This is a genomic window from Shewanella sp. KT0246, assembly GCF_019654955.1.
Lineage (GTDB): Bacteria > Pseudomonadota > Gammaproteobacteria > Enterobacterales > Shewanellaceae > Shewanella > Shewanella goraebulensis.
The window spans coordinates 22,371-48,599 of the sequence record NZ_BPEV01000035.1 but is presented as its reverse complement, the minus strand read 5'-3'; the positions used below and the strand labels follow the sequence as shown (position 1 = coordinate 48,599).

Below are 26,229 nucleotides of genomic sequence, written 5' to 3'. Positions count from 1 at the left end.
GCTTAGCTGGACTGCTTTGATTTTGAATTTTACAGGATAAAACCATGTCTTTCTTGGTTGGGTATATCTAGGCATTTTAGCCTCCTCAAAGTGATGAGGAGGTGTCTACTAAACTGGGGGAAGAGCATAGTCCCGCTTGATTGGCTTGTTATCTTTCGATTACGTCGAGTATTTGCTTCATCGCAGGGTCTTTACCTTTAAAGTAGCTGTCCGACGACAGATTTACAGGAATATGAGGTGCGATCCAGATACGATGATCTTCAGCCTTTGAAGCTTGATGATATTGAGAAGAAATTATCCCCCATACACCACTATAGGGAAGCTTAAACCAGCCCGCCTCACCAAGATGATTAGGCCTACTGCCACTGGGCTCGCCTACGATGATGGCGTCTGTTAAGCGATTAATATCAGCAAGTAATAAATGTGCCGCTGAAAAGGTATTTCTGCCAACGATAACAAATAGCTTATTTTCTTCGCTCTGTTCAACAAAGTGAATCAACGCCCTAGTTAGCGGTGGTAAAATTGAGCCATTGCCCCCACTATTGTGGCGTAAATCCAGTACCAGATTTTTTATCTTACTTTTTGATAAGACTTGGCGGATCTCTTTGCTAAATAGTGCAATAGACTTGGACTTATTCTGAGCAATAGCATTTAGCTGCACGAAAAGGTAATTATCTTTTTTGTTTTCCTGATACCAGTAATTTTCATTCTTTTGTTGTAAATAATCCGGAACATTTGCGCCTTCTAACTTAGGTAATGTAGGAAAACCTCTAAAATTGAACGACTCTCCCGATAATTTGACTCGTTCATTTTTGCCATTTTTATCAGCTAAAGTTAAGAGAACTTCCTCTGCACTTTTTACGATGCCAAGCCCCTCTAGTACCTCAGGTAAAGCCAAATAATATGGCCCTAGCCAATATTGTTGCATCTCATTATCCCTGGCATTTACACTAGCTATCTTTTCCATTGCTTTTTCAATAGGCGTATCTGCAATTGATATCACTTTCCGCCCAAGTAAATGCTGATAATCTGCATTTGTTTTAACAATATAAAGACCATCACTAAATTTATAAAACTGGACAGGTAAGCGAGTAAATGAGCCTTTTTTGGAGTGAGTAGGAACAATAAAGTTATGTCCATTACCAACACTAGCGACAAGTTCCATAAACTGGAAAACGATTTGCTGATCGCTTAGGTTCGGAATATTCTGTGCTACTGCTTTTGCTTGAAGTTCAAGCTCACCTTCAGAAACGTGATGATAAGTATCAACATGAAGACGTTTAATCTCATCAAGTAAAAATTGTAAATCTACCAACCAGGCATCGTTTCTTGATAACCCTGATTCAAGGTACTCCCCCGAAAGCCGCTGATAGCTTTCATTATCAACGAGTTTTTGAAACTTGGGACTACCAATAAGTGACTTTCTGTCATCCCACCTAAATTCAAGGGCTGTCTTTATCCAATCAAGAGCTTGTGATTTATTCCCCAAAGCTGAATAACACTGAGCAATTTTAATCATTATGTCGTTAGACGGCGAGCCTGCCGACTTGAGCCCTGTCATGATTGTACCGAGTTCCAATGTTTGTTTTAGCGCAGGTATGGCTTGCTCGCATCGATCGGTTTGCAGATAACCATGCCCCAGCATAAACCAAGTATCACCATCATCTTGGTATTCTTGAGTAAGGCTTTTAAGTAATGGGATAGCTTTGTCCCACTCGCTTTTTCTAGCTAAGTGGATTGCCTGATTTCTCTGAGCCCAATACTCAGCGCCACTTTCGGGAAAGCTTGTTGATGGCAACCTACCAATGGCCTCATTGCTCATTAAATTTGACTTAGATGCAGCGAGTGAAGTGGTACATACAAAACAAAGAAGATAGGTAATTATTATTTTTTTCATGATGCTTGACTCTAATGTTGTCGAGAAAGATAACACCCTGTTAACAGGCAAAATATAGTTGGCTAAAATGAGGAACGAAGTGACAAAAGCCAACTGTTTTTTGTCCTAGTTTAACAACTTGTTAGAGAGCTATTTACGGCTAGGCTCGAACGAGTCATATCTTGGAAGCTTAACATCTAGTTCTTCCCAATTTGCTTTTGACGAAACAAAATTATGAGAGATTGGGCGTTCTTCTATATCTGAATCAAGAATACCCAGCCTTAATCTATAACGTGTAGGATCTTGTTCATTTGAACTATAAACTGGAGAACCACAATTAGTGCAGAAATACCTATTTTTACCTGGCTTAAATGAAAATTTGCTTAAGCTATTTTTGCCTGATGTAATCTCTAAATCTACAGAGCTTATGAAACCATTTGTGGCAAAAGCTGTACCGCTATTTTTTCTGCACAAAGAACAATGACAGTGAATAATGTCACTGATTTCACCATTTATTTTTATTTGCACTTCGCCGCATAAACACTTGCCTAGATACATAATTCGATATTCCTACAGCTCTCTAACGTCGCAATATGGGGCGCATAAATGCTTGGCTAAAATTAGCGACGAAGGAGCCCAAGCCAAGCGTTTTGCGTCCCTTTCATAAATGCCTAGTTATGTTTTTATACGATATAGCAAATAGTTACCCAGCAGCAATGGCCAAATTATTATTGCTACAGGTTGAACATAAAGCTTGGGCATCGTTATCACTCAAGGATTTAATGCTACATCTTCAGCACTTTACTCAGCGGTAAATCGCGATAACGTTTACCAGAGGCTGCAAATATGGCATTGGTTAAACTCGGGGCCACTGGCGGCACGCCCGGTTCACCGACGCCTGCAGGTTTGGCATCTGACTCAACAATAATGGTTTCAATTTCTGGTGACTGGCCGATGCGTAGCAGCGGATAGTTATGGAAATTTGATTGCTCGACTTTACCGTCTTTGTAACTAATTTCGCCCATCATCGCGAGGCTTAAACCAAATATGATGGCGCCTTCAGTTTGTGAGTGCACGCGGTCAGGGTTGACAACTGTGCCTGCATCAATCGCTGCGATACTCTTCAGAACCTTTAGCTTGTCACCATCCATTTCAACTAATGTGGCGACAGCAACATAGCTGACGAAGCTGCGATGCACGGCAAAACCCCAGCCTTGATTGGCTTTGATTTTAGGCTGATTAGCCATGGCCTTTTCAACGGCATCAATCACACCTAAATAGCGGCCAATATCAATGGGGAAGTCTTCTAGAGTCTCGCCATAGTTACCGTATTTAACCACTTGGTTTTCAAGCTTTTCATGTCGCGGTTTGCCCAATAGCTCACGCCACATGCTAATACAGGGTTTGCCTGCATTGACAGCAAGTTCATCGACAAAGCTGCCGACACCAAAACCATGCTGAATATTACACACTGAGCGCATCCAACCGATTCGAGAATGCGCCGTTGCTTTGACTGACTCCAGCTGAATTTGGCTTAGGTTAAACGGCATATCCGAAAAACCAAGGTCTAATTCCCCTGCTGATGGCATATCTACGCCTTCGGCAAAAGTTGAGCTAATCGACGGGAAACCTGTTCGGGCAAGTAATGCCGTTGGGGCGTTATTGCCATCTAACTTAGCTTGATAATGCTGTGCACTAATAGCATGGTAATACCCGTTTTGAATTTCATCTTCACGGCTCCATATCAGTTTGACGGGTTTAGCTATTTTTTGTGATAACCATGCAGCTTCAGCGCTAAAGTCAGGTTTCGATTTACGCCCAAAGCCGCCACCTAACAAGGTGACATTCACTTTAACTTGCTCGTCTTTTAAGCCTAAAACGCCAGCGACATTCTTTTGAGTACTTTGCGGCGTTTGGGTTGATGCCCAAATTTCGCAACTATCTTTAGTCACTGATGCCGCAGCCGCTGGCGGCTCCATCATGGCATGGGTTAAGTACGGTACGGTGTAAACAGCTGACAAACTATTATCGTTACTCCAATCAGTAACAGAATCGCCCAATTGACGAATAACCGTGCCAGACTCCCCGACGCGTTTTACAAGCTCAATTAAATCGGCATCCGAGTCATATTGGCTGTTAGCAGAGTCTGTCCAAGTGATTTTTAACGCTTTACGCCCTTGCAGCGCACTCCAACTATTGGTTGCAATAACGGCAACTCCGCCAAGCGGCTGAAATAACGGCGCACCTTTTGATATCGGGATTTGTATGACATCTAACACCCCTGCGACTTGACGAGCGGCGCTATCATCTAAGGTAGCCACATCACTACCAAACACTGGCGGGCGAGTAATTGAGGCGTGCACCATTCCTGCTACTTTGACATCAAAACCATATTCAGCTTTGCCGTTAAGCATATCGTCCATATCCACAATAGTGGGCGACTTACCAATGTGAGTAAATTTAGATGCTGGTTTTAGTACCACACTATCAAGTGCGGGTGTTGGCAGAGCAGACGCTGCAATCGCTAGCTCACCAAATGACAGGCTTTTACCATTGGTTTTGTGATGGATTTCACCTGCCTTTGCATACACATCTGATGGTGAGACTTGCCACTGATTAGCGGCGGCTTGCTCTAACATGCTTCTTGCTGTTGCGCCCATTTGACGCATTTTTTGATAATGCTTACGAATACTGCGGCTGCCATCGGTGTTTTGACTGCCATACTGCTCATCTGCTAGGCCTTGTACGACAACAATTTGATCCCAATCGGCTTCTAATTCATCGGCTAAAACTTGTGGCACACCTGTTCTGATCCCCTGACCCATTTCTGAGCGGTGACAGGTTAAATACACCTTATTATCTTCGCCAATGGCGATAAAGATATTCAGCTGTGCTTGCTTGCCTTGAGCGCTTGCCTCTTGACCGATTGCCATAGGACTCCACGCTAAACCTGAGGCTCCTAGTGCTAATCCGCCGCCCACTGCGCCAAATAGTTTAAGCACATTACGACGGCTAATATTTTCAACTGCGGTAAATGTGGTCATGGTTATGCCTCCGCTTTACGATTGTCTGCTGCGGTATTGATCGCAGCTTTAATACGGGGATAAGTGCCGCAGCGACAAATATTGCCTGACATCGCATCATCGATTTGCGCTTCAGAAGGTTTGGCTGTGGTGTTAAGTAACGCTGCCGCTGACATAAGTTGCCCAGCTTGGCAGTAACCACATTGCGGGACGTTGTGTTTCTCCCAAGCTGCTTTTAATTTTTCAGCTTCAAGCCCTTCAATGGTCGTTACAGATTTACCTGCGGCCTGCTTAATGCTGGTTAAACAACCACGTACAGGTGAACCATCGATATGCACAGTGCAGGCTCCACAAAGGCCAGCGCCGCAGCCGTACTTGGTGCCAGTTAACCCTAAGATATCCCGCAGTGCCCATAAGATAGGCATATTAGGGTCTGCATCTAGGGTGAAACTTTTACCGTTCACTTCAAGTGTTTGCTTTTGTTGCGTCATCACTTACTCCTTGTTAGCCAACCACCAGCTAAGATCGGCTTTGGTATCAATATCAATGGCGGCTTGCTCTAACGGAAAGACGGCCAAGGTTTGATTAGTTAAATGTTGTTTTAATAGTTTTTTAGCCCCTGAATCGCCAGTTAATTGCTGAAGGGCATCAAAGTCTTCAGCAAGGAATATGGCTGGCACACCTGGGTTTTGTTGATAATAAGCAGCTGTCGTTTGACCAAAAAGACAAAACAAACGATAGAGGCTTAAATAATGTAAATGAGAAATAGCCACTTGATCAGCAAGGCTTAATAGCAAGGCATCAGCTTTTTCAGCTTGGGCATATTTGGCGGCCATGTCCACCGAACTGGCAATACCCGATTGCCAGTCTTGATTGATGAGTATCGGCGTATTCATTGGCACCAATGGAGATAATTCATCAATATGACCGCCCAAAATTACGCAAGGTTTACCAATATCTATTTGCTCAGCAGCTTGAGTTAATTCCAATAAGCTATGCGTCAGCAAGCTGTGGTTTTCAGCTTGTGGATCTGGGTCTTTCACTTCTGGGCCTGATACTGTGGCAGCAAGCTTTGCACCATCAAACCGTGTGCTTTGACCCGCAGCCAACATCACGCTGATCACTTTGGGGGCTTTAGATAAAAAAGTCACTAGCCCATGACCCTATCTAAGCGGCATAAATCATCATCTTTACCGATGCTATGATGGAGCACCCCATGACACTGGGATAATATGCTTATTGCTACCGAGCTCGGTAATTCGCCGCCGAGCGCGAGTCCTGCAGGCGCTGAAAAGAAGCCACTGAACTCTTGCTGTGAAAGCTTGGCTAAACCTAGCACTTTATCTCGTCTGTGCCCTGGGCCTAATAACGCGATATAAGCGATATCGGTGGGCTGTAATGCGCTAAGTGCTAGTGCATCTAACTCAAGATTGTGATTCATCACAACAGCAGCGTCTAATTGAGTTAATGTGTCACTTTTAAGTTGTTGCAGTGGGGTTTTATTGATTTTAGCAACCGGAAAATCATAGCTGCGAGCATAGGCTGAGCGACTATCAAATACGGTAACTTTCCAGTCTAATTGGGCAGCCATTGCCGCTAAAGGCTGTGCATCTAATCCACCGCCGAATATGCCTAAATGAAATGGTGCACGAACTGGTATCGATAAATACTCTTTCTCAGCTAATGTGAGTTGCTGAGCTTTATTCGATAAGTCGTTAGTTTGAATTGGCTTATTGGTATCAGACGCAATAAATCTACCTGACATCTCACCAGCGTGACTGGCATTGTTATTAAGGGATAATTGATAGTGGCCGCGATAACCAAGGGTTAATTGCTGGTGCAGCTCAGGTAAGCCAAGGTAATGGTTGTCAGCCAGTAATGGCACCATCATGATATTAACTAACCCACCACAACCTAGCTGATAACTCGTGTCGTTTTCATCGGTGGCATCATAAGTAAGATGAAGCACTTGCTGAGTTTGAATTGCTTGCTGTGCATGTCGGCGTAAGTCGGCCTCTAGACAACCACCACTGAGCATTCCCAGAGTTTTGCCTAACGGGTCAAATAACATCATGGCACCGGGCTTACGGTAAGATGAACCTTCAACCGAAGTAATAACAGCTAATGCCCATTCAAGTTGCGGTTTTTCAGCCCAAATATCCAATAGTGATAATAAGTGATGCGCCATAAATCCTTGCCTGCTCAATCAATCCTTAATTAACTCATAGCCTAGTTAAGATACGAGTCATTGCCAGCACATTGTTGTGTTGGAGCTTATAAGCTAACAAAGGATGTCAATAATGCAAAGATTAGTGAAGGCTAAAGAATGTAATAAACCATGTAAACTCGAGGGAGGATTGCCAGCGAGTCAGGCTACTCGCTGGTTTGCATAGGTGCGGATAATAGGTAAAAAAATGTAACTTTATATCCCGACATATCGACTGGCTTAAGCCAGTAACTGATCTGCCACAAATGGGTTGTGCTGTCGCTCTTCTTCAAAAGTAGACATAGGGCCATGACCCGGAATAAAACTCACCTTGTCGCCTAAAGGCCATAGCTTTTGCGTAATTGAGTTAATCAGCTGCTTATGATCTGATTGCGGGAAATCAGTTCGGCCAATTGAACTTCTAAAAAGGACGTCACCAACCCATGCAAGATGCGACTCTTTTGAGTGAAATACCACGTGACCTGGTGTATGGCCTGGACAATGTAGTACTGCTAGGGTTTGCTCACCAATAGTGACTTCATCGCCTTCGTTTAAATACTGAGTTGGTTCAAAAGAATCTATATGCGGGAAACCAAAATTTTGACTCTGCTTCGCTAAGTTTTCTAGCCAGAATTGGTCAGCAATATGCGGTCCAATAATCGGAATATTGAGTTGATTAGCGAGCATTTTAGCACCACCAACATGATCAATATGACCGTGAGTTAATAAGATTTTATCTAAAGTAAGCCCTAACTTACTGACTTCGGTCACAATGCGATCAATGTCTCCGCCGGGATCAACCACTGCTGCTAGTTTGGTTTTTTCACACCAAATCACACTACAATTTTGTTGGAACGGGGTAACTGGAATGATTTGATATTTCATTTCTTATTTCCTCACAGTAGCAAGTGTTTGCTTTGAGCTTATTATGCTTCAAGTGGCGTAAAAAAGTTTGATCTATCTTTTAAATATTTATAAAAAAAACACAATCACACGAACGCTTGATGCCAACTTGATATATAGACCGTACATTCAATGTATTTATTTAAGCAATAAACAAGGTTAATTTACTCTTAGTTCCTTATTTTAATATGAATAGATCATTAACAATCAAACTGTATTTAAAGGTGAGTAATAAGAGTGAGTTGAAGCGATTATAAACAATTACAAACATAAATTAGCTTTTGCTAACAAAACTTAGCTAATTCAGCTTAAGTTTTCATTGTGATCGATAGTTAAGCTTTCTACAATACTACCTTTCTCTAGTCTCTCTTCACAGGTACGGCATGCAAATGGACAGCATTCTCTCAGGTATTGTTTCAAAGAAACATTTTTTCTCGGTTCCGCTCAATTATCAGCAACCAGAAGGAGAGAAAATAACGGTATTTGCTCGTGAAATAGTCAGTACTGAAAACCAACAAAAAGACTTACCTTATTTAGTGTATTTTCAAGGTGGCCCAGGTTTTGGTGCAGTTAGACCCATTGAAAATAGCGGCTGGATAAAACGTGCTTTGCAAGAGTATCGGGTTATTTTACTCGACCAACGAGGCACCGGCCTTTCAAGTTTAATTAATCATGTCACGCTGAACCATTTACCCCTTGAACAGCAAGTAGAGTACGTTAGCCAATTTCGAGCTGACAATATTATTCGCGACGCTGAGTTTATTCGCCTTAAACTGACCAACAATACTCAGTGGAGCATTTTAGGCCAAAGCTTTGGTGGTTTTTGTGTATTGCACTACCTGTCTGCTGCGCCAGATTCGATTAAAGAAGCCTTTATTACCGGCGGTATTCCATCATTAACTCGCCGCGCTGATGATGTTTACAAAGCGACCTATCAACGTGTGATTAAAAAGAATAATGACTTTTATCGCCGCTTTAAAGATGCAGAGCAATTAACCGCTGAGCTTGCTGAATACGTAGATAACAACCAAGTTTCATTAGCCACAGGTGAACAACTCACCGTTGAAATGCTACAGTTACTTGGGGTTAATATCGGGATGGAACAAGGCCCTGAAGCAGTGTATTACCTGTTAGAGCAAGCATTAATTGACACAGCTTCAGGCAAGCAGATTAATCCGCTTTTCTTACATCAATTTAGTCAGTTCTTGGACTACAATACCAACCCTATTTTTGCTTTAATGCATGAATCGATTTATTGCCAGCAGTTCCATCAGCAAGGTGCTAATTGGTCGGCCCACCGTGTAAGAGAGCAGTTCCAGCAGTTTAATTATCAAAAAGGTCAACGCCTGTTATTTACTGGCGAGATGATTTATCCATGGATGTTTGAGCAATTTAACCAACTAAAGCCGCTTAAAGCCTTAGCCGATGCTATTGCCAGTAAATCTGATTGGAGCAATTTATATGACGTTGATGTGTTAATGCAAAACACAGTGCCCGTTACAGCAGCAATTTATAGCGAAGATATGTATGTTGATATGAATTACAGCCTCGAAACAGCGGTCTTGGTTGATAACCTTCAATATTGGCTAACATCTGAATATGAGCACAATGGTATTCGTATTGATGGTGAACGAGTGTTAGATAAGCTGATTTCATTAAATCGTCAAAAGTCGTTGAGATAATATGACTTTTGGTCAAAAAACGGCTTGAGATCACAATGTGAATGACTAATTTAATTTTCGTTTAAGCATAAAGGCTCATAATCACTCGTGTTCCGCCCTTTATGTTGTGAACTAGTGAATTTTTATGAGTAATCCTTTATTGGCTTACTCATTTTTTTTGGCTTAAATTCTTCAGTAAATTCAACTGTATTTTACTAACACCATTTGTCATTTGAGTTGCAAAAACTAAAGGGAGCCTCAATAATTTTAGCTCCCTTCATGCAAGATAAATAATCTTAAGCAGTTTCAGCTGTTGCTTCGTCAGTCGGTTTATCACGCAGTGAAAAGTAAATTTTCGAAACCAAAAACTCAGCGATTAATATCCCAAATACCAATACAAAGAAGGCAACAATTCCGTTGAACGGCCCGGTAAAGGTAATGCTGTCACCAAATGCTAAGTTAATCGCTTCAAGCATAATAATTTTTGAAAAGAACAAAATTGCCCATGTGCTTAACGCGCGGTAAATCTTTGGCGCCGTACCCGGTTTACTCTTAAAGTGATCAGCTAACTTGTGTTCAAATGCAATAGTTAGCTTGAGTAATAATTGCAGTAAAATGGCAACTAACAAGGTTACCGAAAAAGACGACACGGTGATATGTTGCCAATACTCAGCAAGTAAGTTCAACACAGTTAAATCAACTAACACTGCTAAGGTATAACCTACAAAATAACGTTGTGGGCTATTAAAACCATGTAATGGTCTAGCTAGCGTGGTTTGTTCTTCTGACATAGTAAACCTCTAATTTATCTGTGTTTATAAACGATTAACTTGCCTATCAATAGTAACCAGTTATCAACAATATTCAAACAAATAAGTTACTAATGCCGATTAAATTAAGCTCCTGCAAGCTCAATTTGATCATTAAAATGCTTCGGCATTAGAGTGTTTAAGAATGAGGCAACCTAAATAAGGAGTGCCTAAATCAAAAGGCGCCAAAATAACTCTTCATTGCTTTAAGTCTTAACGTGGCTGCGCCTAACATATCGATTGGACCTAATAATGAAAACGGCTTTTCAGTTGATATCCACGCAGAGCCTCGAGCACCAATGGGGATTTCAATCCCTTCAGGGTCGGTGAATTCAATTAACACGGTGCGGCCAATGTTTTTCGAGTTATTAATAAGTTGCTGAGCAACACCTTGCTCTTGGCTACCATGACTACCTCTAGCTTCACCTGTTGCTAATGAAATTGAATGTACTCTACCTCGAAAAATATGACCTGGATAAGCATCAACATAAAACTCAGCAAACTGGCCTTGCTTCACCCTATTCCATAATTGATCAGGGATACGCATTTCTAAAATCTTCGTCTCAGTATTCCACAGTTGAATGTTACCCACTCTTGAGCCTGCTGCAGTGTCGATTCGAGTAATCGCACCATCAAAAGGCGCACGAATTTCAAGTTGGTTATTTTCAAATTCAGCTTGTTGCTGCTGCGCTAGCAATGACTCACGGTCAAACCTTAGCGAGCTGAGCGTTGACTGATATTGGTCAATATCGCGTTTTGCTACCACGTTTTTAACTTGAGTCAGTCTTGTTAAGTCTTGTTCTGTTTGGCTAATTTCGCTATCTAGGCTGTTAATTTCAGCTTCAATTTGGCGCAAGCTATTACTCTCTTCGTTATTTACCAAGGTATATAATAACTGCCCTTTTTCAACACGCTGATTATGCTCAACGTAGTAATGGTCGATTGATTCAGTTATCGGACTTAAAATCGCCGTTTGCGCTCTCACAACCGATGAGTCAGTTAAATCCACTGGCGAATAAAATCGATGGGCGAAAAACACTGCTAAGTTAATCAGCACGCCCACCACAACCATTGAAATGTAATTAGCCGTTGTGCGCTTGACTAAGCCCGTTTTTAACAAAATCCAGCAAATCAATATATATGGGTAAAGTAGCTCTTTCATTATGCTTGTCTCCCTTTTATCACTGCAGTAATTTTTTTCCAGTCCGTTACTACAATTAAGATGGCTGCTATCCACAATTCGTTATAAAAAAAGCCGATAGTACATAACCAAAACACCAACTTGGCTTGTCCCGTATGTTCTGCATGTTTTTTAGGTAGTGAGTGCAATTTCCAATAACCCCAAATCGCTAAGCAAATCGTGACAATCAGCATCATGGTCAGTGCGCCGATAAAAATCTCGGTATCAAGTAATTTCCCTTTAAGCGCGGATGTGGTGGTCCAATAATCCGCTGGAATATCTTGATGGTGCACAGTAAAACCGCTGGCTAATACAACTGAGCCGATGGCGATAAATACAAGGGTCATTAAAATAATGAATATCGTTTTGTAGCGACTAACAAAACCTGCTGCGGGTTTGGTTTTAGGGATAGTAGTAGGAACCGAATGTGTCATAACCTGCCTCTATTTGATGTTGTTTAATCATCTTGTAATGGCAGAAATTATAGGTTGAGGCTGGCATCAAAAGTTACCATTTTACGCCACAATATTAGGGAGCATAAATTGACCGATTTACTGGTTTGATAGCTGGTTAACTCACAAGCGACGAATATAAGAATCGAAAATAGTAATGCAGATTAAAAATGACTGACTTTCACATCATCTAACCAGATTGATTCGACTCGCTCAGAGCGCTCACGTAAAACCCCTAACTGAACAAACATATTCTCATTGCTGGCAACTAAGGTTTGTAAGGTTAAATCGACTTGCTGTTGGTTATCCAATGATACTTGTATATGGCCTTTATTCATCGACCAACGGGTTGCTAACTTAACGGTATACCAAACGTTTGTTTTTATATCGTCAAACTGCCATAAGGCTTGTTGGACGTTTTGAGTTTCAGGTTGATCACTAATCACTACCGTTTTGGCAATATTAGATACCAAACTCATTCTTGCACCATTAAGTTGTAATCGATAACTCTGTCGATAGGTTTTATCGGACTCCCAATACGCTATTTGATGGGTGTCATCACTGAACAAGTTAGGAAGCATAAACTGCCAGCTTACAATGGTCGTTTGGCCTTCTCTGGTATATGCAGGCTTATGCTGTAACTCAACACGATTAAGTGCATCGATACCACGCCAAAGATAGGATTGTTCACCTGTAATCTCAATTAAAGCTGCATAATCTTGAGCCATAGCGGAGGTTGAAGTTTGGGGTAATGCAGAAGTAATAGCTGGATTCGGTTTTGGCCGAATGCTAATACCTTGAGGATGTAAAATATATGACCACTTATCTAAACTTTGCTCATCAAAATTTTCGTGCCAAATACCTGTTGAGATAACACTATTGTCAGCCTGAACTAGAGCACTTTCAGCCAAAGAAGGTTTTGCTGAGCCTATCAATGTAATAGCAAGTATTAGCGCTACAAGTGTAGTAACAGCAACAACTGAAGCTGAATTTTTAATCCCTATTACTCGATTACGATAATATTGCTGCATTCCCAATTTATCCATTATCCATTAACCCTTTCAGCCCAAGATAAACGATTTATTTAAGCTCACAGATTAGCGAAAGTAGTAAAAATTAACGAACTTTATATTGAATAAACTATGTACTCAATAAACAACAATAAAAAAGCGCAATATTGCTATTGCGCTTCACGGTTAATCGAGAAAACTTGAATCAGTCATTAAGAACTAGTTAGCCTGATTCTCGCGAATATCCATTATTGGCATCACACCTTCACCCATCATGGTAGTCGGTAATTTTCCGTCCCATGCTTGCGCTTCAGTTAAGGTGACGATTAACGGGTTGTTTTTAAGCGCCTTGGCTTTAGCCTCAATCGCTTGAGCTTCAGCCTTACCTCTTAATAAAATAGACTGAGCCTCTGCTTCAGCAATCTTTAAAATACCTTTTGCTTTAGCATCAGCCGTGTTCACTGCGCGTAATGCTTCTAGGCGCTGTCTTTCAAGTTTATGCTCTTCTGCCGCAGCTAAGTTTTTCTCAGTTTGCTTAATTTCAATAGAGTTAATGTACTTTTGCGGCAAGATAATATTTTCAATTTGAATGTTATCAACGACAACCGGAAAATCAGCCATTTCTTCAGATAGTCGACGTTCGATACCTTGAATAGCACTGGCTCTGTCTTGAATCAATTGTTCAGCTTCAAACTGAGGAATCGTATCTTTTGTTGCTGAGCGGAATCGAGGGTCTAAAATACGCTGCTCAAATTGACTCAAACCACCGTAGCTTTTAAACAGTTCTAATGCGGCTTCTTTATTAACCGTCCAGTTAACCGATACTTCAATGGTGACTGGCATCTGTTCTTTAGTGCTTGAGGCCATTTTTTCCGCATTTTTACGGGTTCGGACTTCAATCACTTCTACTGTTTCAATAAAAGGAATTTTAAAATGTAGGCCCGGGTTTTGCTGATCTTTTGCTTCTCCGAAGCGTTTTACCACACCAACATGGCCTTCAATGACGATGTAGTAAGAGTTAAACACAGCAACGATGAGCAATAAAAATGGTATCGCTTTTAAAAGCGAAGAAGGGGTAATAACATCCTTGATATTCATAAACTTCCTAATGATTTAAATAACATAGCAATTTCCTGACGCGCTAGATTACCTAAAACAAACAAAATCACAACACAATTTAGTGAAATGTATCAACCAATCTCAACCAATAAATTACTTAGCGCTGCGGCTTTTGGTGTTTCTTGCTGATTTAGCAGTCCCCTTGGAGGTGCTGGTAGATGATTTACGTTTATAACCGCCTTTTGAACCTGAGCGACGCTTTTTATAACCAGGACCCGTTACCCCAGATAAGGCATTGGGTAATCGATTAGCAGCTTGAGTTATCAGTTCATTCAGTTGAGTGATTAATGGTGTCATAAACGCATCGTAACGTAATTGCTTTTGACTTATGGCATCTAGGCTACTTTCCCACAGCGCTGTCATATCTGGCGTTGTAGCAGATTCGGGCAATGAGTTCACCAAACCGCTTCCCACAGCCGTTGCTACAATCGCCTTGCCTTGGCGCTGTAAATAGCCACGCTTGAATAGCAACTCAATGATACCTGCACGTGTGGCTTCAGTGCCTAATCCATCGGTATCTTTGAGGATTTTTTTCACATCTGCATTGGTGACATAACGGTTAATTCCGGTCATTGCCCCTAATAATGTGGCATCGGTAAAATGCTTTGGTGGTTGAGTTATTTTTTCAACGAGCTCTCCATTTAGGCTTTGTAATTGCTGTCCCTTTACTAGCGCAGGCAGGGTTGCTAACTCATCATCATCTTCTTTGTTGGTATTAACACCATTATTGCTGTAGTTATTGCGACTAGAACTATTACTACTAGAACTGCCTGATGCAAAAAGCTGTTTCCAGCCCAGTGAGGTTTCTTGTTTAGCTTTGGTAGTGAATAAACCGCCCTCAATAGTGACTTCAACCAGTGTTTCGTCATATAAATATGCAGCGTAAAACTGCGCTAAGTATTGTCTAGCAATATGGGAATATAACTTGGCTTCTTTTGATGACAGATTAGCTAAATTACTGACCTTTTCAGTGGGTACAATTGCGTGGTGAGCATCAACTTTTTTATCATCCCAAGCTTTAGATTTAAGCTTAGCATTTGGTGCATCTGCTTTTGCCGTTAAAGAGGGATCGTTTTTAGTGATTGCATTAATCACATGCGGTGCTAAACCATGTTGCTCAACCGGTAAGTAACGACTATCTGAGCGAGGATAAGTAATCAGTTTATGACGTTCGTACAAGCTTTGGCATATATCCAATACTTCTTTAGCACTCATACCGAATCGTTTAGCCGCATCAATTTGTAATGCCGATAAACTGTATGGCAGCGGTGGATTTTGGCGTTTACTCTTAGCTTCGATTTGGGTCACTTCAGCGGATTGATTGCTAATGCGACCAACAACATTTTCAGCTAGGCCTTTTGCCAGTACCCGCCCTTCTTCATCCATATATGGCTGACACGCTTCACTGGGTTTCCACTTAGCAGTGAATGATTCATTTTGCTCAGTTAATAAATGCGCTAACACTTCATAAAAAGGTTTAGGAACGAAGTTCGCGATTTCTTCATCACGCCTCACGACTAACCCAAGTACAGGGGTTTGGACTCGTCCAACCGATAATACCCCTTGATAGCCCACCTTTTTACCCTGAATGGTATAAGCGCGGGTCATATTCATGCCATATAACCAATCAGCTCGGCTACGAGCTAATGCAGAGGTTGAAAGTGGCACAAACTCTTTATTGGTTCGCATTTGGCCAAGCGCTCTTTTTACTGCCGAAGGATTTAAATCACTGATCAGCAGGCGTTGAGTTTGAGCAATCTTATCGGCTTTTACCCCTGAATGAGAAATGACTTCATCCACTAGCAACTGCCCTTCTCTGTCGGGGTCGCCAGCGTTAACCAAGCTCGAAGCCTGCTTAATCAGTTTCTTCAAGGTAGACAATTGCGAACGTGTTTTTGATTTCGGCTTCAATTTCCATTGTTCAGGCACAATTGGAAGGTGAGCTAGCTGCCAAGACTTGTAAGCTGGATCGTAAGCATCGGGTTCGGCTTGCTCTAATAAATGTCCCACACACCATGAAACACAATCACCGTTGGCGGTCATAATGTAACCATCACCTTTTTTGTGTGGCTTTGGCAATACATCAGCTATGGCTCGGCCTAAGCTTGGTTTCTCGGCAATATATAGAATCATTCAAGTCTAACCATCTAGATTGGGAAGCGCTCTTAACACTGTATTTTAAATAATATGGCTCCTACTGTATATAATTACAGTTATTATTAACAGTAAATATTCACTGAAATTAGATTTAAAAAGAACTGGCAATAAATAACACCTGAGCGAGTTTAAATAACAATTAAAGGCTTCTATATCTAGCTGTTCAGTATTTAATTAGGCTATTTTTGTAGTTAATTTTCATAACCGAAAAACAAAGAATATAAAATCGCCCCTATTGCCATACAATTGACTTTTTATACCGCCAAAAACAAACGTTTCATCTAAGTTCCCATCATTAAAGCTGAAATAAAGTTGATCCAGATCATCATTGTTAACGAATTCTTGGGATAGGTTTAGTTATCGCAAATTTTGAGCTCAGGAGCCCGTTATGGAATTGAAGCAATGTGAGAAGTGTTACACAGACGTCTGCGTAAACGGGAAATGGTTTCATCATGATCATTTGACCACAAGTGCTTACATGTTAAATGGTGGTTCACCAGAAATGGTTGAACTTGCTAAAATGCCAACCACTGAAACTGAGTTAGTCGATATGCTGACTAGCACTTTTTGATTAAACTTGATTGAGTTTATTCAGCCTAAAAGTGGCAACAAAGCTCTATAAATTTTGATCAAAAAAGCAGTGTTAACACTGCTTTTTTTATGCCTGCTATTTAAACCCGCAACCAGAGCGAATTTTGTCTTTGGTTCTATGTAATAATAGGCTATGTGTTTGCTATTAATCATTCACGCTGCGCTTTCATAGTACGTACCACTAAAATAACGATAGCAGTGGCTGCAGGGCTCAATATTGTCAGTGCAGTTTTGGTTGACCATACCGTTATCAGAATATCGAGATCGTTATGGGATGTGTAATAATCAACAGGGAAATAGAAAATCAACAACCACAATGGTATTGAGCTTATGACAATATGAAGCATGTACTTGCTGTTAACCTCTCGCTGCTTAGCTTTTTTATTGCACAGATGAATAACACCAACAGTGATAACAGAAAAAACCACTGCCACACCCCATAAAAGAAAAGCAATCACCATTCCCATTCATTACCTCAATAAACGATTAATTAAACTTAACCACTGCATTTAACGCAGCTTTTAATACTACTGTTATCGCTTTATTAAGCTGGCTTATTCGACTTACTTATTCAACTTGCTTATTCAACTTACGAATTCAACTGCAGTAAGTCCCATTTATTGCCGTATAAATCTTGGAAAACCACGACAGTGCCATATTCTTCTATCCTAGGTTCTTCATTGAATACCACTTCATTGGCCAGCATTAACTTATAGTCACGCCAAAAGTCGTTAGTTTGAAGAAACAAAAATACCCGACCTCCAGTTTGATTACCCACCGACAGCTTTTGAGTTTCATTGCTGGCTTGGGCTAATAGCAACTTGGTGCCATTGCCATTTGGCGGTGACACTAACACCCAACGTTTTCCGCCACCTAAATCGGTATCTTCGAGCAAGGTAAACTGTAGTTTTTGAGTGTAGAAGGCAATAGCGTCATCATAATCGTCAACGACTAATGCAATCATTCCAATTTGCTGTTGAGTAACTGTCGACATGCAATGTCCTTTTAATTGAATGTAAAATTAGCACTAAGATTGTAAGGCTTTAATTATAAAAAATCTGATTTATTTTATTGATATAAAACAAGTTAAATAAAATTTGGTAGGCTTAAGTTCAGTGAAAATAAAAAATAAGCCACTCATTAATGAGTGGCTTATTGTGAATTAATTGGTCAACAAATAGTAAACTGCTTTAGCGACTATTAGTTCCTTTGAGCCACGTTTAACTGCTGACGAGGGAGTGGAAAAATCTATCTTTTCTCGGTAAATAGTAATTTTCATAATTAAAAGACATCACAACACGCTTTGTGCGTCCAATGATTTCATTGCGAGGCACAAAGCCAATCACACGTGAATCAGCACTGTTATCCCGATTATCACCCAATACAAGATAATACCCGGGTGGCACTGTCACTTCGTTAAAGTTAGCACGTTTTGATCCAAATTTATTGACTCTTATTGAATGCTCTACGCCAAGTAAATCTTCAATCTTATCCTGCAAATCATGGCTGCTTGTTATTTGGCTTTCTTGCTCAGTATCGAATTCAAGCTTTTGAACAGCTTTAGCGGTGACATCTAAATCATCTTGATAGCTAATACTTTGATTATTGATCACTAGTTGATTGTTGTTTAGCGAAACTGTGTCACCAGGAACTCCAACAACACGCTTTACCAATCTATTTCCAGCAGCTTCGGAGTCAAAAATAATGATATCACCGCGAACTGGATCGCCTGTTTTATATAAAGAAAAATGAGTAAAAGGAATGCGAACATCATACGCCATTTTGTTTGCAAGAATTCTGTCACCGATTAATATGCTTGGCTTCATTGAGCTTGTAGGAACGGTATACCAATCAGCGACTGCACTTCTGAATACGCTCATTAGCGCGATAAAAATGAGCAGTGATTTATACTCTTTTAGAAACTTTGCGAGTTTGTTTATCATCATAATCCCTTATGTTTAGTGTTGAACCTAGTGCTAGCGTTAAGCTTGCGGCTTTGCGCTTACCGTTTAATACAATGTACTTTCTGCAATGTACTCTCTGTAATGCATTTTCTGTAATGCACTTTATGTAATAATTTGAGCACTTGATTAAAGCAATTATAAGGCCACTATTATTTAATAATAAATTCAGTAACTTGATATTTTCAGGGTTAACTTAAATGAGTAATTTCACCACCTATTAGTCTCTTAACCTTAACAAGTGATGAGTCGTCACATGAAAATGAGCTAAACAAACCACTCGTTCAAAAATTTTGCATTAAAAAAGGAAGCCGAAGCTTCCTGTTATAGTGACGTCATCAATGAAGGGTCGTTAACTTAATTTCTCTGTAAAAAAGTTAATGGTACGATCCCATGCAAGTTTGGCGTTGGCTTCATCATAACGGCCTGTCGAGTCATTATGAAAACCATGCTTGGCGCCTTTATACATATGCATCTGATAAGGTACTTTATAACGATTTAAATCAGCTTCGTAATCAGGCCATGATTTATTAACCCGCTCATCTTCTTCACCAAGTTGTACCAACAAAGATGCTTTAATATTTTCACGAAGTTCTTTCTTAGCGGGTGTACCATAAAAAGGCACGCCAGCGCTAAGCAAGTCAGATTCGACTGCAGCAAGGTAGTTAACGATGTAACCACCAAAACAAAAACCTACTGCGCCTAATTTTCCGTTACTGTTACCATGAGATTTTAAAAATTTAGCCGCAGCGACAAAATCTTGCTGAATTTTATCTCTGTCCATCGAACGCTGCATTGCGCGGCCTTCATCGTCATTACCAGGATAGCCACCTAATGGATATAAAGCATCTGGCGCAAATGCAATAAAACCAGCTTTTGCTAAACGACGCGCCACATCTTTCACATAAGGGTTTAAGCCGCGATTTTCGTGAATAACTAAAACAACAGGTAACGGACCCGTTTTATTCGTAGGAATAACAAAATAACCTTGCCCTTTACCGTGGCCCTGTGGCGAGTCAAATGCCTCGTAAGTCGCTTTAATATCAGCGTCATTAAATGACACTTGCTCAGCAAGAGCATAGTTAGGGAGTAGCGCAGATGTCAGAACACTCATGGAGTATCCAACAGCGACTAAAGTACCCAGCTTCTTCATAAAGGTTCGACGGTCCATACCACCGTGGGCATATTCGTCGTACCAATCAAATGCTTCTTGCGGGATATCATTTCTTTGTGGCTGAGACATTGCTTTTCTCCATTTTGAATCTTTTAAAATTGAGTTCCTTTGACTAACCTAGGGGAGGAAAAGCACAATGTAAATAGTTTGTCGTACAAATAGTAAATGACTGATTTATTTGAATAGCTATTTTATATCTTTCTCAATACCGTATATATCTTCATCAATGGTTTCGATACGAGCTTCGAATATTGCCCGGGCATCATGTAAGCCACGATTGTAAAAATGCGCACCAATATTCTTGCCTAAAAAGTCCAATAAAAACTCTGCATCAAACTGTCCTAAATCTTGATCTAGCTCTTCTTCAAAATAGCGTTGAAGCTTGTTAACCATCATTTCACGTTGTTCTGCGGTAAATTCGATTTTAGACATTAAATAGCCTCCATTTAGTGTTAACCGGTAAACCATATATAACGGTTGATACTGTTTTAAAAAGTAATTAATTAAAATTCAGCTAAGTATGACTAATTCCCCTTTAATAAAACAAACTAATTTTCGATATTCATGACATAAAAAAGAGAAGCTAGGCTTCTCTTTTAAAAGTAATGAGTCATTCATCTGCGACTAAAGCGTCATTGGGAAATCTCTTACAGTTGTTTCATTTTCAACTACCACAACACTCTGCTCATCTGCACTTAAAAAGAACGGCAAAGAACCATCGTCAGGCTCAGCAATGTTGGTATCTTCTGGATCATCGTTTTGTGCTAAACAGGTATAACCTAAACTGTAGGTTTCTGCACTGACAAAACCAAACTCATATCCATAGCTTTCAACGTCTCCGCTGGCATCAAGAGTTGGATTAACTCTTGCTGAAGCTATTGGCGCCACTTCATCTTCACTGTAGTCAGCGTCTCTGAAGTCAGCCATTGACTCTAGTGCGGTGTCATTAGGATAAAGGTAAACAGCAGCGTTAAATTCAGAACCACCAGCTGCAGTCTCACAATCAGCCATAGTTTGTTCGCTGATTTGGCCAGAGATTGCGCCCACTTCAACAGTATTAACTAACTGAACAGAAGTCGGCTTTAGGGTCCAATAATCTTTATTACCTTTTGGTCCTTGTAGGCCTTTGGTAAGGTTAAATTCAGCAACAAAATTATTGGTTCCAGCTGCGATGGTGAATGATTTATTGAAGAAAAGTCTGCCAGTATCTTCCTCTTCAGCCCCAACACCACCACATGAGCCATTACTATTAGTGACAAGCCCTTCGACCATGCCACCGACCCATTCATTGGTGTCAGTATCTTGCTCTGCGCCAGACAGCACATATGAACTCTCATCTATTGAGACTTCATTGTTTTGCATGTAAATACACATCTGGTATTCGCCAACAGGAATTGACTGTCCGCTAACTAATGTTTCTATTTCAGAGCCTTGTACACTTAATAAATCGACGTGTTGTAAGCCATCGTCTCCAGTGTTTACATCAAATGAAATTGCACCATCGCTATTTTTTAACACGACCTGCTTAAATGCAATATTAACCACATTCGCTGATGCTGGGTTATCTGAAACACCTAAGCTAAACACACCTTGCTCTGGTGTTGGATTTGAGTCTGAGTCCGAACCACAACCGACTAATACACTACTAATTGCGACGGCCAATGCTAGGCGCGAATATTTTTTGATTGTCATCATAAATCCTTATTAGAACACCATTGATGAGTCTTAAATCCTTTTAGTTTCACTCAATCACTGTTTATTCATTTATTGTTTGTATCTGCACATTATAAGCGCTAATGCTTATGCAGGTTTGAAAATGTATATAAGTTGATCATTTTATGGGTTAGTTCGACGATATTTCCAGCTCACTAGCCTTATAGGTTTACATCAGCCCATAAAAACACACATCTGTATTACCTATAAATCTCTATAATAATCAGCTGTTGATGGGATTACACGCACAAAAAAGCCAGCTTTCGCTGGCTTTTCAAATGCAATGGCGTCACGTCAAATTAAGGATGACAAACGTTGTGCATCTCTAAGTTAGTACCAATGTCTTTGCTATTTGCTTTAGCATCATCGTTACGTAACTGTGTTAAGTGATCTAAGTAGGCTTGGTCAACATCATTGGTGATGTATTGACCATCGAATACTGAGGTTTCAAAACGCTTAATATCAGGGTTTTCCATTCCTACAGCATCGACCAAATCAGTTAAATCTTGGAAGATAATGCCATCTGCACCGATGATTTTTGCAATCTCGTCAGCATCACGGCCATGAGCGATAAGCTCATTGGTCGTTGGCATATCAATACCGTAAACGTTAGGGAAACGGATTTCAGGAGCAGCTGATGCAAAGTAAACTTTCTTTGCGCCTGCTTCACGTGCCATTTCAATAATCTGCTCAGAAGTGGTACCACGTACAATAGAATCATCGACTAATAATACGTTTTTACCTTTAAACTCAGTGTTAATAGCATTGAGCTTACGACGTACAGACTTCTTACGCTCTTGCTGACCTGGCATGATAAACGTACGGCCAATATAACGGTTTTTCACAAAACCTTGACGGTAAGGCAGATCCATACAACGGGCAATTTCTAATGCGATATCACATGATGTTTCAGGAATTGGAATAACCACATCAATGTCATGATCTTCCCATTCTTTTTGAATTTTAGCGCCCAATTTTGCGCCCATGTTTACACGGCTGCCATAAACTGAAATTTTGTCCATCGCTGAGTCTGGACGAGCAAAATAAACAAACTCAAAAATACATGGCGCATAGCTCGGGTCTACTGCACATTGGCGAGTAAATAGCTGGCCATCTAACGAGATATAAATCGCTTCACCAGGCGCAACATCACGCATCACTTCAAAGCCTACGGCATCTAATGCAACGCTTTCAGAAGCGACCATGTATTCGGTACCCGTTGGAGTTTCGTGCTTACCAAGCACTAACGGACGGATACCGAAAGGGTCGCGAAATGCGACTAAGCCCTGACCAATAATCATCGCTGCAACAGCGTAAGCACCACGAGTTTGTGCGTGTACTTTAGCCACTGCATCAAATACTTCATCAGCGCTTAAGGTTAAACTGCGAGTTTCTTGAAGCTCATCTGCTAATAGGTTTAGCAGAACTTCAGAGTCTGAGGTGGTGTTAACATGACGACGTTTTTTAACTAGGCTTTCAGCCAGTTCAACCGTGTTAGTTAAGTTACCGTTATGGGCTAAAGAAATACCAAATGGTGAGTTAACATAAAAAGGTTGCGCCTCTGAAGCACTTGAGCTGCCCGCTGTTGGGTAACGCACGTGTCCAATGCCAGCTTTACCTTGCAGGCGTTGCATATGTTTAACTTCGAAAACGTCTTTAACTAGTCCATTTGCCTTACGTAAACGAAACGCACTCTTGTCAACAGTCACAATACCTGCTGCATCTTGACCACGGTGCTGAAGCACGGTCAAAGCATCATAAATGGTTTGATTAACCGATGACTGACCAACTATTCCGACGATACCACACATGGGTAAGCTTCCTCATTGTAAGATGTTTTATATTTATATTTTGGGTACAAAGCTAGATGTGTTTTCCAAGTAGTCAAAAAACCACTGAATCACCACACCAAATTGGGGTACAAGTTCTGACTCTTTCCACCAGTCTTGACTTGGCGAACCGGTAAAAGCATCCAGAAAAAATAAGATTGCGCTGACAATTAATGCCCCGCGCAGTGCACCGAAACACAAGCCTAAAACTCGATCGGTACCTGATAAACCAGTTTTAGAAACCAGTTGACCTAATAAGTAGTTTACTAATGCGCCTAAGATAAGCGTGGCGACAAACAAGATGGCAATGGCAACACCGTTGCGCATGGTTTCGTCGCTCATTTGCGTTAAATGAACGGCTAAGTCTTGATAAAATTGGCTGGCAATAAAGAAGGCAGCGAACCATACCACTAAAGACATGGCTTCTTTGGCAAATCCGCGGATCAAACTGATGACAGTTGATAAGCCGATAACGATGAGAATAGCGTAATCAATCCAAACCATTGAGATGGGGATCCGGTATAGATGTTAAGACGGCGCGATTCTAACAGAGACAGAAAACTTTCTCACCAACTGCTAGATAAATTGACTTTGCGCTGTACCAAACAATAGTGAATAGTTAGTTTTCTAGGGGATTGTATTGAACAATTTTGCCTTGAAGACCGTTAATTTTTTTGATTTTTTTCTGGTATGTTTTCAATTTATCAGTCGAAAGCTCAGGGCCGACAAATACCTTAGTCAACGAACCATCAATTGGTTTTGCAGGTAAGGTGTAGGCAGTAAAGCCATTTTCTCTAAGCTTTTTAACTAAATCTTCAACATTTTTGGCATTGTTAAATCCACCCAACTGCAAAGTGTAACCCGCTTTAATAGGCTCCACTTTTTTCACTTCAGGCTTAGCTTTAGCAACTTGTTTAACTTCGGCAGTTTGAGTTTGAGTAGGTGCACTATTTGCGATCGACTCCTGAGCAGTATCTTCTGATACTCCTAGGTCTTGGGTTTGGGCGATTTCTTCAACTTCAAAGGTTTCAGGTTTGTAACCTTCACCAATGGCATCACTTGCTTGCTCATTGATTACTGGACGCAGCGGGATTTCAGTGAACTCTTCGATTTCTCGTTGTTTCTTGCCATCGAGTAAGTCAGGCAAAAATATCACCCCAAGCGCCACGATAACGACGGTTCCCACTAATCGGTTTTGAAATTGAGCAGACAAATGTTTATTCCCTTTGTAAAATTTTGCTAAAGCCAGCCACAGTGTAAAATGAGCCAAAAACAATTACCACATCATCTGCAGTTATATTTGCACTTATGCCCTGCCACGCTTGGCTAATTGAATCAAACTGATAAGATACGGACTTAGCTGAATTATTGGTTGAACTCACCGGCAGCTGATTTGCTAACGTTTGCGCATCTAAGCCGCGATCAACATCTAAGCTTGTAAAATACCACTCATTAACTGTGCCGTTAAGCTCGCTAAGTACAGCGGATGCATCCTTATCTTTTAACATGCCACACAAAGCAATAATGCGAGCAGGTTTATATTGTTGCAATTGAGATGCTAAATACTTTGCGGCATGGGGATTATGAGCAACATCGACTAGTACAACAGGTTTATCTAACACTTGCTCTAATCGCCCTGACAAGCTCGCTGTTGCGATGCCAGTGGTGATATCAGCAACACTAATTGCTGGCCATGTTTGTTCAATCACGGCAATGGCAGTCGCAGCATTAGCTAAGGGTAGCTTAGGTAAGGTCAGTTTATTAATGGCACACTTTTTGCCACTGAATTGCCATTTATCGCCATTAAGGTGATAGCTAAAGTCTTTATTAACTCGATATACCTTAGCGTTAATTTCAGCGGCATATTCAAGTACTGTACTTGGCAAGTCAGGCTCACCAATCACGGCTAAACAGTTTTCGCGAAATATGCCAGCTTTCTCGCGGCCCACTAACTCACGGGTATCGCCAAGATATTCTTGATGGTCGATATCAATTGAGGTAATGACAGTGACATCTGCATCGATAATATTAGTGGCATCTAAGCGTCCACCTAAACCCACTTCAAGTAACACCACATCAGGTTGAGTCTGCTTAAATATATACAGCCCTGCTAAGGTGGCATATTCAAAGAAGCTTAATGAGATTTCGGTTTGTTGACTTTGTGTTCTGGCACTTTCAATCGCAATAAAAGCTGCGATTAACTGTTCATCAGAAACATCTTGATGATTCAATCGAACTCGCTCATTAAAGTTAATTAAGTGAGGAGAGCTATACACGCCTACGGTTTTACCCGCTTGCAGTAATACGGACTCAATCATGGCGCAGGTCGTCCCTTTGCCATTAGTGCCTGCAACAGTAACAACCTGAGAGTCGAGATTTAGTACATTTAAGCGCAGAGCCACCTCAGTGACACGGGTTAAGCCCATTTCAATTTCAGTTGGGTGAATAGACAATAAATAATCTAACCACTGAGATAAACTTGCACCTTTATTTGGCGCCTTGATAGCCTGACTATCATTTTCACAACTGGCATTTACTGAAGTCATGTTATTCCTTAACTCAACA

25 protein-coding genes are annotated in these 26,229 nt (G+C 40.8%); 2 read left to right on the top strand and 23 right to left on the bottom strand.

Annotated features, from left to right (window positions below; translation table 11 throughout):
- Positions 1-148: 148 nt before the first annotated feature.
- The 7 genes from K5Q58_RS16325 to K5Q58_RS16295 form a co-directional block, all read right to left on the bottom strand.
- The gene (locus tag K5Q58_RS16325) at positions 149-1,897 is read right to left on the bottom strand and encodes a hypothetical protein (protein WP_220754964.1); all 1,749 of its coding nucleotides are present in this window, start codon (positions 1,895-1,897) and stop codon (positions 149-151) included.
- A gap of 129 nt (positions 1,898-2,026) precedes the next feature.
- Entirely contained in the window at positions 2,027-2,434 is a 408-nt protein-coding gene (locus K5Q58_RS16320) for a GFA family protein (RefSeq protein WP_220754963.1), read from the bottom strand.
- A gap of 227 nt (positions 2,435-2,661) precedes the next feature.
- On the bottom strand, positions 2,662-4,920 hold the full coding sequence (locus K5Q58_RS16315; RefSeq protein WP_220754962.1) for a xanthine dehydrogenase family protein molybdopterin-binding subunit: 2,259 nt from the start codon (positions 4,918-4,920) through the stop codon (positions 2,662-2,664).
- A 2-nt stretch (positions 4,921-4,922) separates the two neighbouring features.
- A complete protein-coding gene (locus K5Q58_RS16310; protein WP_220754961.1) occupies positions 4,923-5,390 on the bottom strand; it encodes a (2Fe-2S)-binding protein in 468 nt (155 codons plus the stop codon).
- A gap of 3 nt (positions 5,391-5,393) precedes the next feature.
- Positions 5,394-6,050, bottom strand: a complete 657-nt coding sequence (locus K5Q58_RS16305; protein ID WP_220754960.1) for a nucleotidyltransferase family protein — start codon at positions 6,048-6,050, stop codon at positions 5,394-5,396.
- Positions 6,050-7,087, bottom strand: a complete 1,038-nt coding sequence (locus tag K5Q58_RS16300; protein ID WP_220754959.1) for an XdhC family protein — start codon at positions 7,085-7,087, stop codon at positions 6,050-6,052. Before K5Q58_RS16300 ends, K5Q58_RS16305 begins: the two co-directional genes overlap by 1 nt.
- Positions 7,088-7,345: 258 nt before the next feature.
- A complete protein-coding gene (locus K5Q58_RS16295) occupies positions 7,346-7,990 on the bottom strand; it encodes an MBL fold metallo-hydrolase (protein ID WP_220754958.1) in 645 nt (214 codons plus the stop codon).
- A gap of 401 nt (positions 7,991-8,391) precedes the next feature.
- Between K5Q58_RS16295 and K5Q58_RS16290 the strand changes: the two genes are divergently transcribed.
- Positions 8,392-9,690, top strand: coding sequence for an alpha/beta fold hydrolase (locus K5Q58_RS16290; RefSeq protein WP_220754957.1), 1,299 nt, complete (start codon positions 8,392-8,394; stop codon positions 9,688-9,690).
- 275 nt (positions 9,691-9,965) lie between these two features.
- On the opposite strand, the gene K5Q58_RS16285 is transcribed toward K5Q58_RS16290, so the two are convergent.
- The 6 genes from K5Q58_RS16285 to K5Q58_RS16260 form a co-directional block, all read right to left on the bottom strand.
- Complete coding sequence (locus K5Q58_RS16285) at positions 9,966-10,460, bottom strand: hypothetical protein (RefSeq protein WP_220754956.1); 495 nt, start codon at positions 10,458-10,460, stop codon at positions 9,966-9,968.
- Between the two features lie 193 nt (positions 10,461-10,653).
- Positions 10,654-11,640, bottom strand: coding sequence for an HlyD family secretion protein (locus K5Q58_RS16280; protein ID WP_220754955.1), 987 nt, complete (start codon positions 11,638-11,640; stop codon positions 10,654-10,656).
- Positions 11,640-12,092: a hypothetical protein gene (locus K5Q58_RS16275; RefSeq protein ID WP_220754954.1), complete on the bottom strand. Its 453-nt coding sequence runs from the start codon at positions 12,090-12,092 to the stop codon at positions 11,640-11,642. The genes K5Q58_RS16280 and K5Q58_RS16275 overlap by 1 nt, the downstream gene beginning before the upstream one ends.
- A gap of 182 nt (positions 12,093-12,274) precedes the next feature.
- Complete coding sequence (locus tag K5Q58_RS16270) at positions 12,275-13,156, bottom strand: heparin lyase I family protein (protein ID WP_220754953.1); 882 nt, start codon at positions 13,154-13,156, stop codon at positions 12,275-12,277.
- A 183-nt stretch (positions 13,157-13,339) separates the two neighbouring features.
- A complete protein-coding gene (locus K5Q58_RS16265) occupies positions 13,340-14,218 on the bottom strand; it encodes a prohibitin family protein (protein ID WP_220754952.1) in 879 nt (292 codons plus the stop codon).
- Positions 14,219-14,332: 114 nt separating this feature from the next.
- On the bottom strand, positions 14,333-16,372 hold the full coding sequence (locus K5Q58_RS16260; protein WP_220754951.1) for a DNA topoisomerase III: 2,040 nt from the start codon (positions 16,370-16,372) through the stop codon (positions 14,333-14,335).
- Positions 16,373-16,784: 412 nt separating this feature from the next.
- On the opposite strand from K5Q58_RS16260, the gene K5Q58_RS16255 reads away from it, so the two are divergent.
- On the top strand, positions 16,785-16,967 hold the full coding sequence (locus K5Q58_RS16255; protein ID WP_153913104.1) for a hypothetical protein: 183 nt from the start codon (positions 16,785-16,787) through the stop codon (positions 16,965-16,967).
- 169 nt (positions 16,968-17,136) lie between these two features.
- On the opposite strand, the gene K5Q58_RS16250 is transcribed toward K5Q58_RS16255, so the two are convergent.
- The 10 genes from K5Q58_RS16250 to folC form a co-directional block, all read right to left on the bottom strand.
- Positions 17,137-17,454, bottom strand: a complete 318-nt coding sequence (locus tag K5Q58_RS16250) for a hypothetical protein (RefSeq protein WP_220754950.1) — start codon at positions 17,452-17,454, stop codon at positions 17,137-17,139.
- Between the two features lie 122 nt (positions 17,455-17,576).
- Complete coding sequence (locus tag K5Q58_RS16245; RefSeq protein ID WP_220754949.1) at positions 17,577-17,981, bottom strand: VOC family protein; 405 nt, start codon at positions 17,979-17,981, stop codon at positions 17,577-17,579.
- Positions 17,982-18,207: 226 nt separating this feature from the next.
- Positions 18,208-18,930 (bottom strand): signal peptidase I, encoded by a 723-nt coding sequence (gene lepB, locus K5Q58_RS16240; RefSeq protein WP_220754948.1) that lies wholly within the window; start codon positions 18,928-18,930, stop codon positions 18,208-18,210.
- 370 nt (positions 18,931-19,300) lie between these two features.
- Positions 19,301-20,191 carry a dienelactone hydrolase family protein gene (locus tag K5Q58_RS16235; protein WP_220754947.1) on the bottom strand — a complete coding sequence of 297 codons (891 nt, stop codon included), beginning with the start codon at positions 20,189-20,191 and terminating at the stop codon, positions 19,301-19,303.
- 117 nt (positions 20,192-20,308) lie between these two features.
- Complete coding sequence (locus K5Q58_RS16230; RefSeq protein ID WP_055026111.1) at positions 20,309-20,554, bottom strand: DUF2164 domain-containing protein; 246 nt, start codon at positions 20,552-20,554, stop codon at positions 20,309-20,311.
- A gap of 192 nt (positions 20,555-20,746) precedes the next feature.
- Positions 20,747-21,814 (bottom strand): DUF4382 domain-containing protein, encoded by a 1,068-nt coding sequence (locus K5Q58_RS16225; RefSeq protein WP_220754946.1) that lies wholly within the window; start codon positions 21,812-21,814, stop codon positions 20,747-20,749.
- A gap of 320 nt (positions 21,815-22,134) precedes the next feature.
- On the bottom strand, positions 22,135-23,646 hold the full coding sequence (purF, locus tag K5Q58_RS16220) for an amidophosphoribosyltransferase (RefSeq protein ID WP_220754945.1): 1,512 nt from the start codon (positions 23,644-23,646) through the stop codon (positions 22,135-22,137).
- 33 nt (positions 23,647-23,679) lie between these two features.
- The gene (locus tag K5Q58_RS16215; protein ID WP_220754944.1) at positions 23,680-24,168 is read right to left on the bottom strand and encodes a CvpA family protein; all 489 of its coding nucleotides are present in this window, start codon (positions 24,166-24,168) and stop codon (positions 23,680-23,682) included.
- A gap of 115 nt (positions 24,169-24,283) precedes the next feature.
- Complete coding sequence (locus tag K5Q58_RS16210; protein WP_220754943.1) at positions 24,284-24,877, bottom strand: SPOR domain-containing protein; 594 nt, start codon at positions 24,875-24,877, stop codon at positions 24,284-24,286.
- A gap of 4 nt (positions 24,878-24,881) precedes the next feature.
- A complete protein-coding gene (gene folC / locus K5Q58_RS16205) occupies positions 24,882-26,210 on the bottom strand; it encodes a bifunctional tetrahydrofolate synthase/dihydrofolate synthase (RefSeq protein ID WP_220754942.1) in 1,329 nt (442 codons plus the stop codon).
- Positions 26,211-26,229 lie beyond the last annotated feature (19 nt).

What these genes read in the sequence shown, in the direction of transcription:
- K5Q58_RS16285 (WP_220754956.1), bottom strand. Translation starts at nt 10,460, where the DNA reads ATGTCAGAAGAACAAACCACGCTAGCTAGACCATTACATGGTTTTAAT.
- K5Q58_RS16250 (WP_220754950.1), bottom strand. Translation starts at nt 17,454, where the DNA reads ATGGGAATGGTGATTGCTTTTCTTTTATGGGGTGTGGCAGTGGTTTTT.
- K5Q58_RS16255 (WP_153913104.1), top strand. Translation starts at nt 16,785, where the DNA reads ATGGAATTGAAGCAATGTGAGAAGTGTTACACAGACGTCTGCGTAAAC.
- K5Q58_RS16275 (WP_220754954.1), bottom strand. Translation starts at nt 12,092, where the DNA reads ATGACACATTCGGTTCCTACTACTATCCCTAAAACCAAACCCGCAGCA.
- K5Q58_RS16310 (WP_220754961.1), bottom strand. Translation starts at nt 5,390, where the DNA reads ATGACGCAACAAAAGCAAACACTTGAAGTGAACGGTAAAAGTTTCACC.
- K5Q58_RS16280 (WP_220754955.1), bottom strand. Translation starts at nt 11,640, where the DNA reads ATGAAAGAGCTACTTTACCCATATATATTGATTTGCTGGATTTTGTTA.
- K5Q58_RS16315 (WP_220754962.1), bottom strand. Translation starts at nt 4,920, where the DNA reads ATGACCACATTTACCGCAGTTGAAAATATTAGCCGTCGTAATGTGCTT.
- K5Q58_RS16300 (WP_220754959.1), bottom strand. Translation starts at nt 7,087, where the DNA reads ATGGCGCATCACTTATTATCACTATTGGATATTTGGGCTGAAAAACCG.
- K5Q58_RS16225 (WP_220754946.1), bottom strand. Translation starts at nt 21,814, where the DNA reads ATGACAATCAAAAAATATTCGCGCCTAGCATTGGCCGTCGCAATTAGT.
- K5Q58_RS16295 (WP_220754958.1), bottom strand. Translation starts at nt 7,990, where the DNA reads ATGAAATATCAAATCATTCCAGTTACCCCGTTCCAACAAAATTGTAGT.
- K5Q58_RS16325 (WP_220754964.1), bottom strand. Translation starts at nt 1,897, where the DNA reads ATGAAAAAAATAATAATTACCTATCTTCTTTGTTTTGTATGTACCACT.
- K5Q58_RS16270 (WP_220754953.1), bottom strand. Translation starts at nt 13,156, where the DNA reads ATGGATAAATTGGGAATGCAGCAATATTATCGTAATCGAGTAATAGGG.
- folC (WP_220754942.1), bottom strand. Translation starts at nt 26,210, where the DNA reads ATGACTTCAGTAAATGCCAGTTGTGAAAATGATAGTCAGGCTATCAAG.
- K5Q58_RS16265 (WP_220754952.1), bottom strand. Translation starts at nt 14,218, where the DNA reads ATGAATATCAAGGATGTTATTACCCCTTCTTCGCTTTTAAAAGCGATA.
- K5Q58_RS16215 (WP_220754944.1), bottom strand. Translation starts at nt 24,168, where the DNA reads ATGGTTTGGATTGATTACGCTATTCTCATCGTTATCGGCTTATCAACT.
- K5Q58_RS16235 (WP_220754947.1), bottom strand. Translation starts at nt 20,191, where the DNA reads ATGTCTCAGCCACAAAGAAATGATATCCCGCAAGAAGCATTTGATTGG.
- K5Q58_RS16320 (WP_220754963.1), bottom strand. Translation starts at nt 2,434, where the DNA reads ATGTATCTAGGCAAGTGTTTATGCGGCGAAGTGCAAATAAAAATAAAT.
- K5Q58_RS16260 (WP_220754951.1), bottom strand. Translation starts at nt 16,372, where the DNA reads ATGATTCTATATATTGCCGAGAAACCAAGCTTAGGCCGAGCCATAGCT.
- purF (WP_220754945.1), bottom strand. Translation starts at nt 23,646, where the DNA reads ATGTGTGGTATCGTCGGAATAGTTGGTCAGTCATCGGTTAATCAAACC.
- K5Q58_RS16290 (WP_220754957.1), top strand. Translation starts at nt 8,392, where the DNA reads ATGCAAATGGACAGCATTCTCTCAGGTATTGTTTCAAAGAAACATTTT.
- K5Q58_RS16230 (WP_055026111.1), bottom strand. Translation starts at nt 20,554, where the DNA reads ATGTCTAAAATCGAATTTACCGCAGAACAACGTGAAATGATGGTTAAC.
- K5Q58_RS16245 (WP_220754949.1), bottom strand. Translation starts at nt 17,981, where the DNA reads ATGTCGACAGTTACTCAACAGCAAATTGGAATGATTGCATTAGTCGTT.
- lepB (WP_220754948.1), bottom strand. Translation starts at nt 18,930, where the DNA reads ATGATAAACAAACTCGCAAAGTTTCTAAAAGAGTATAAATCACTGCTC.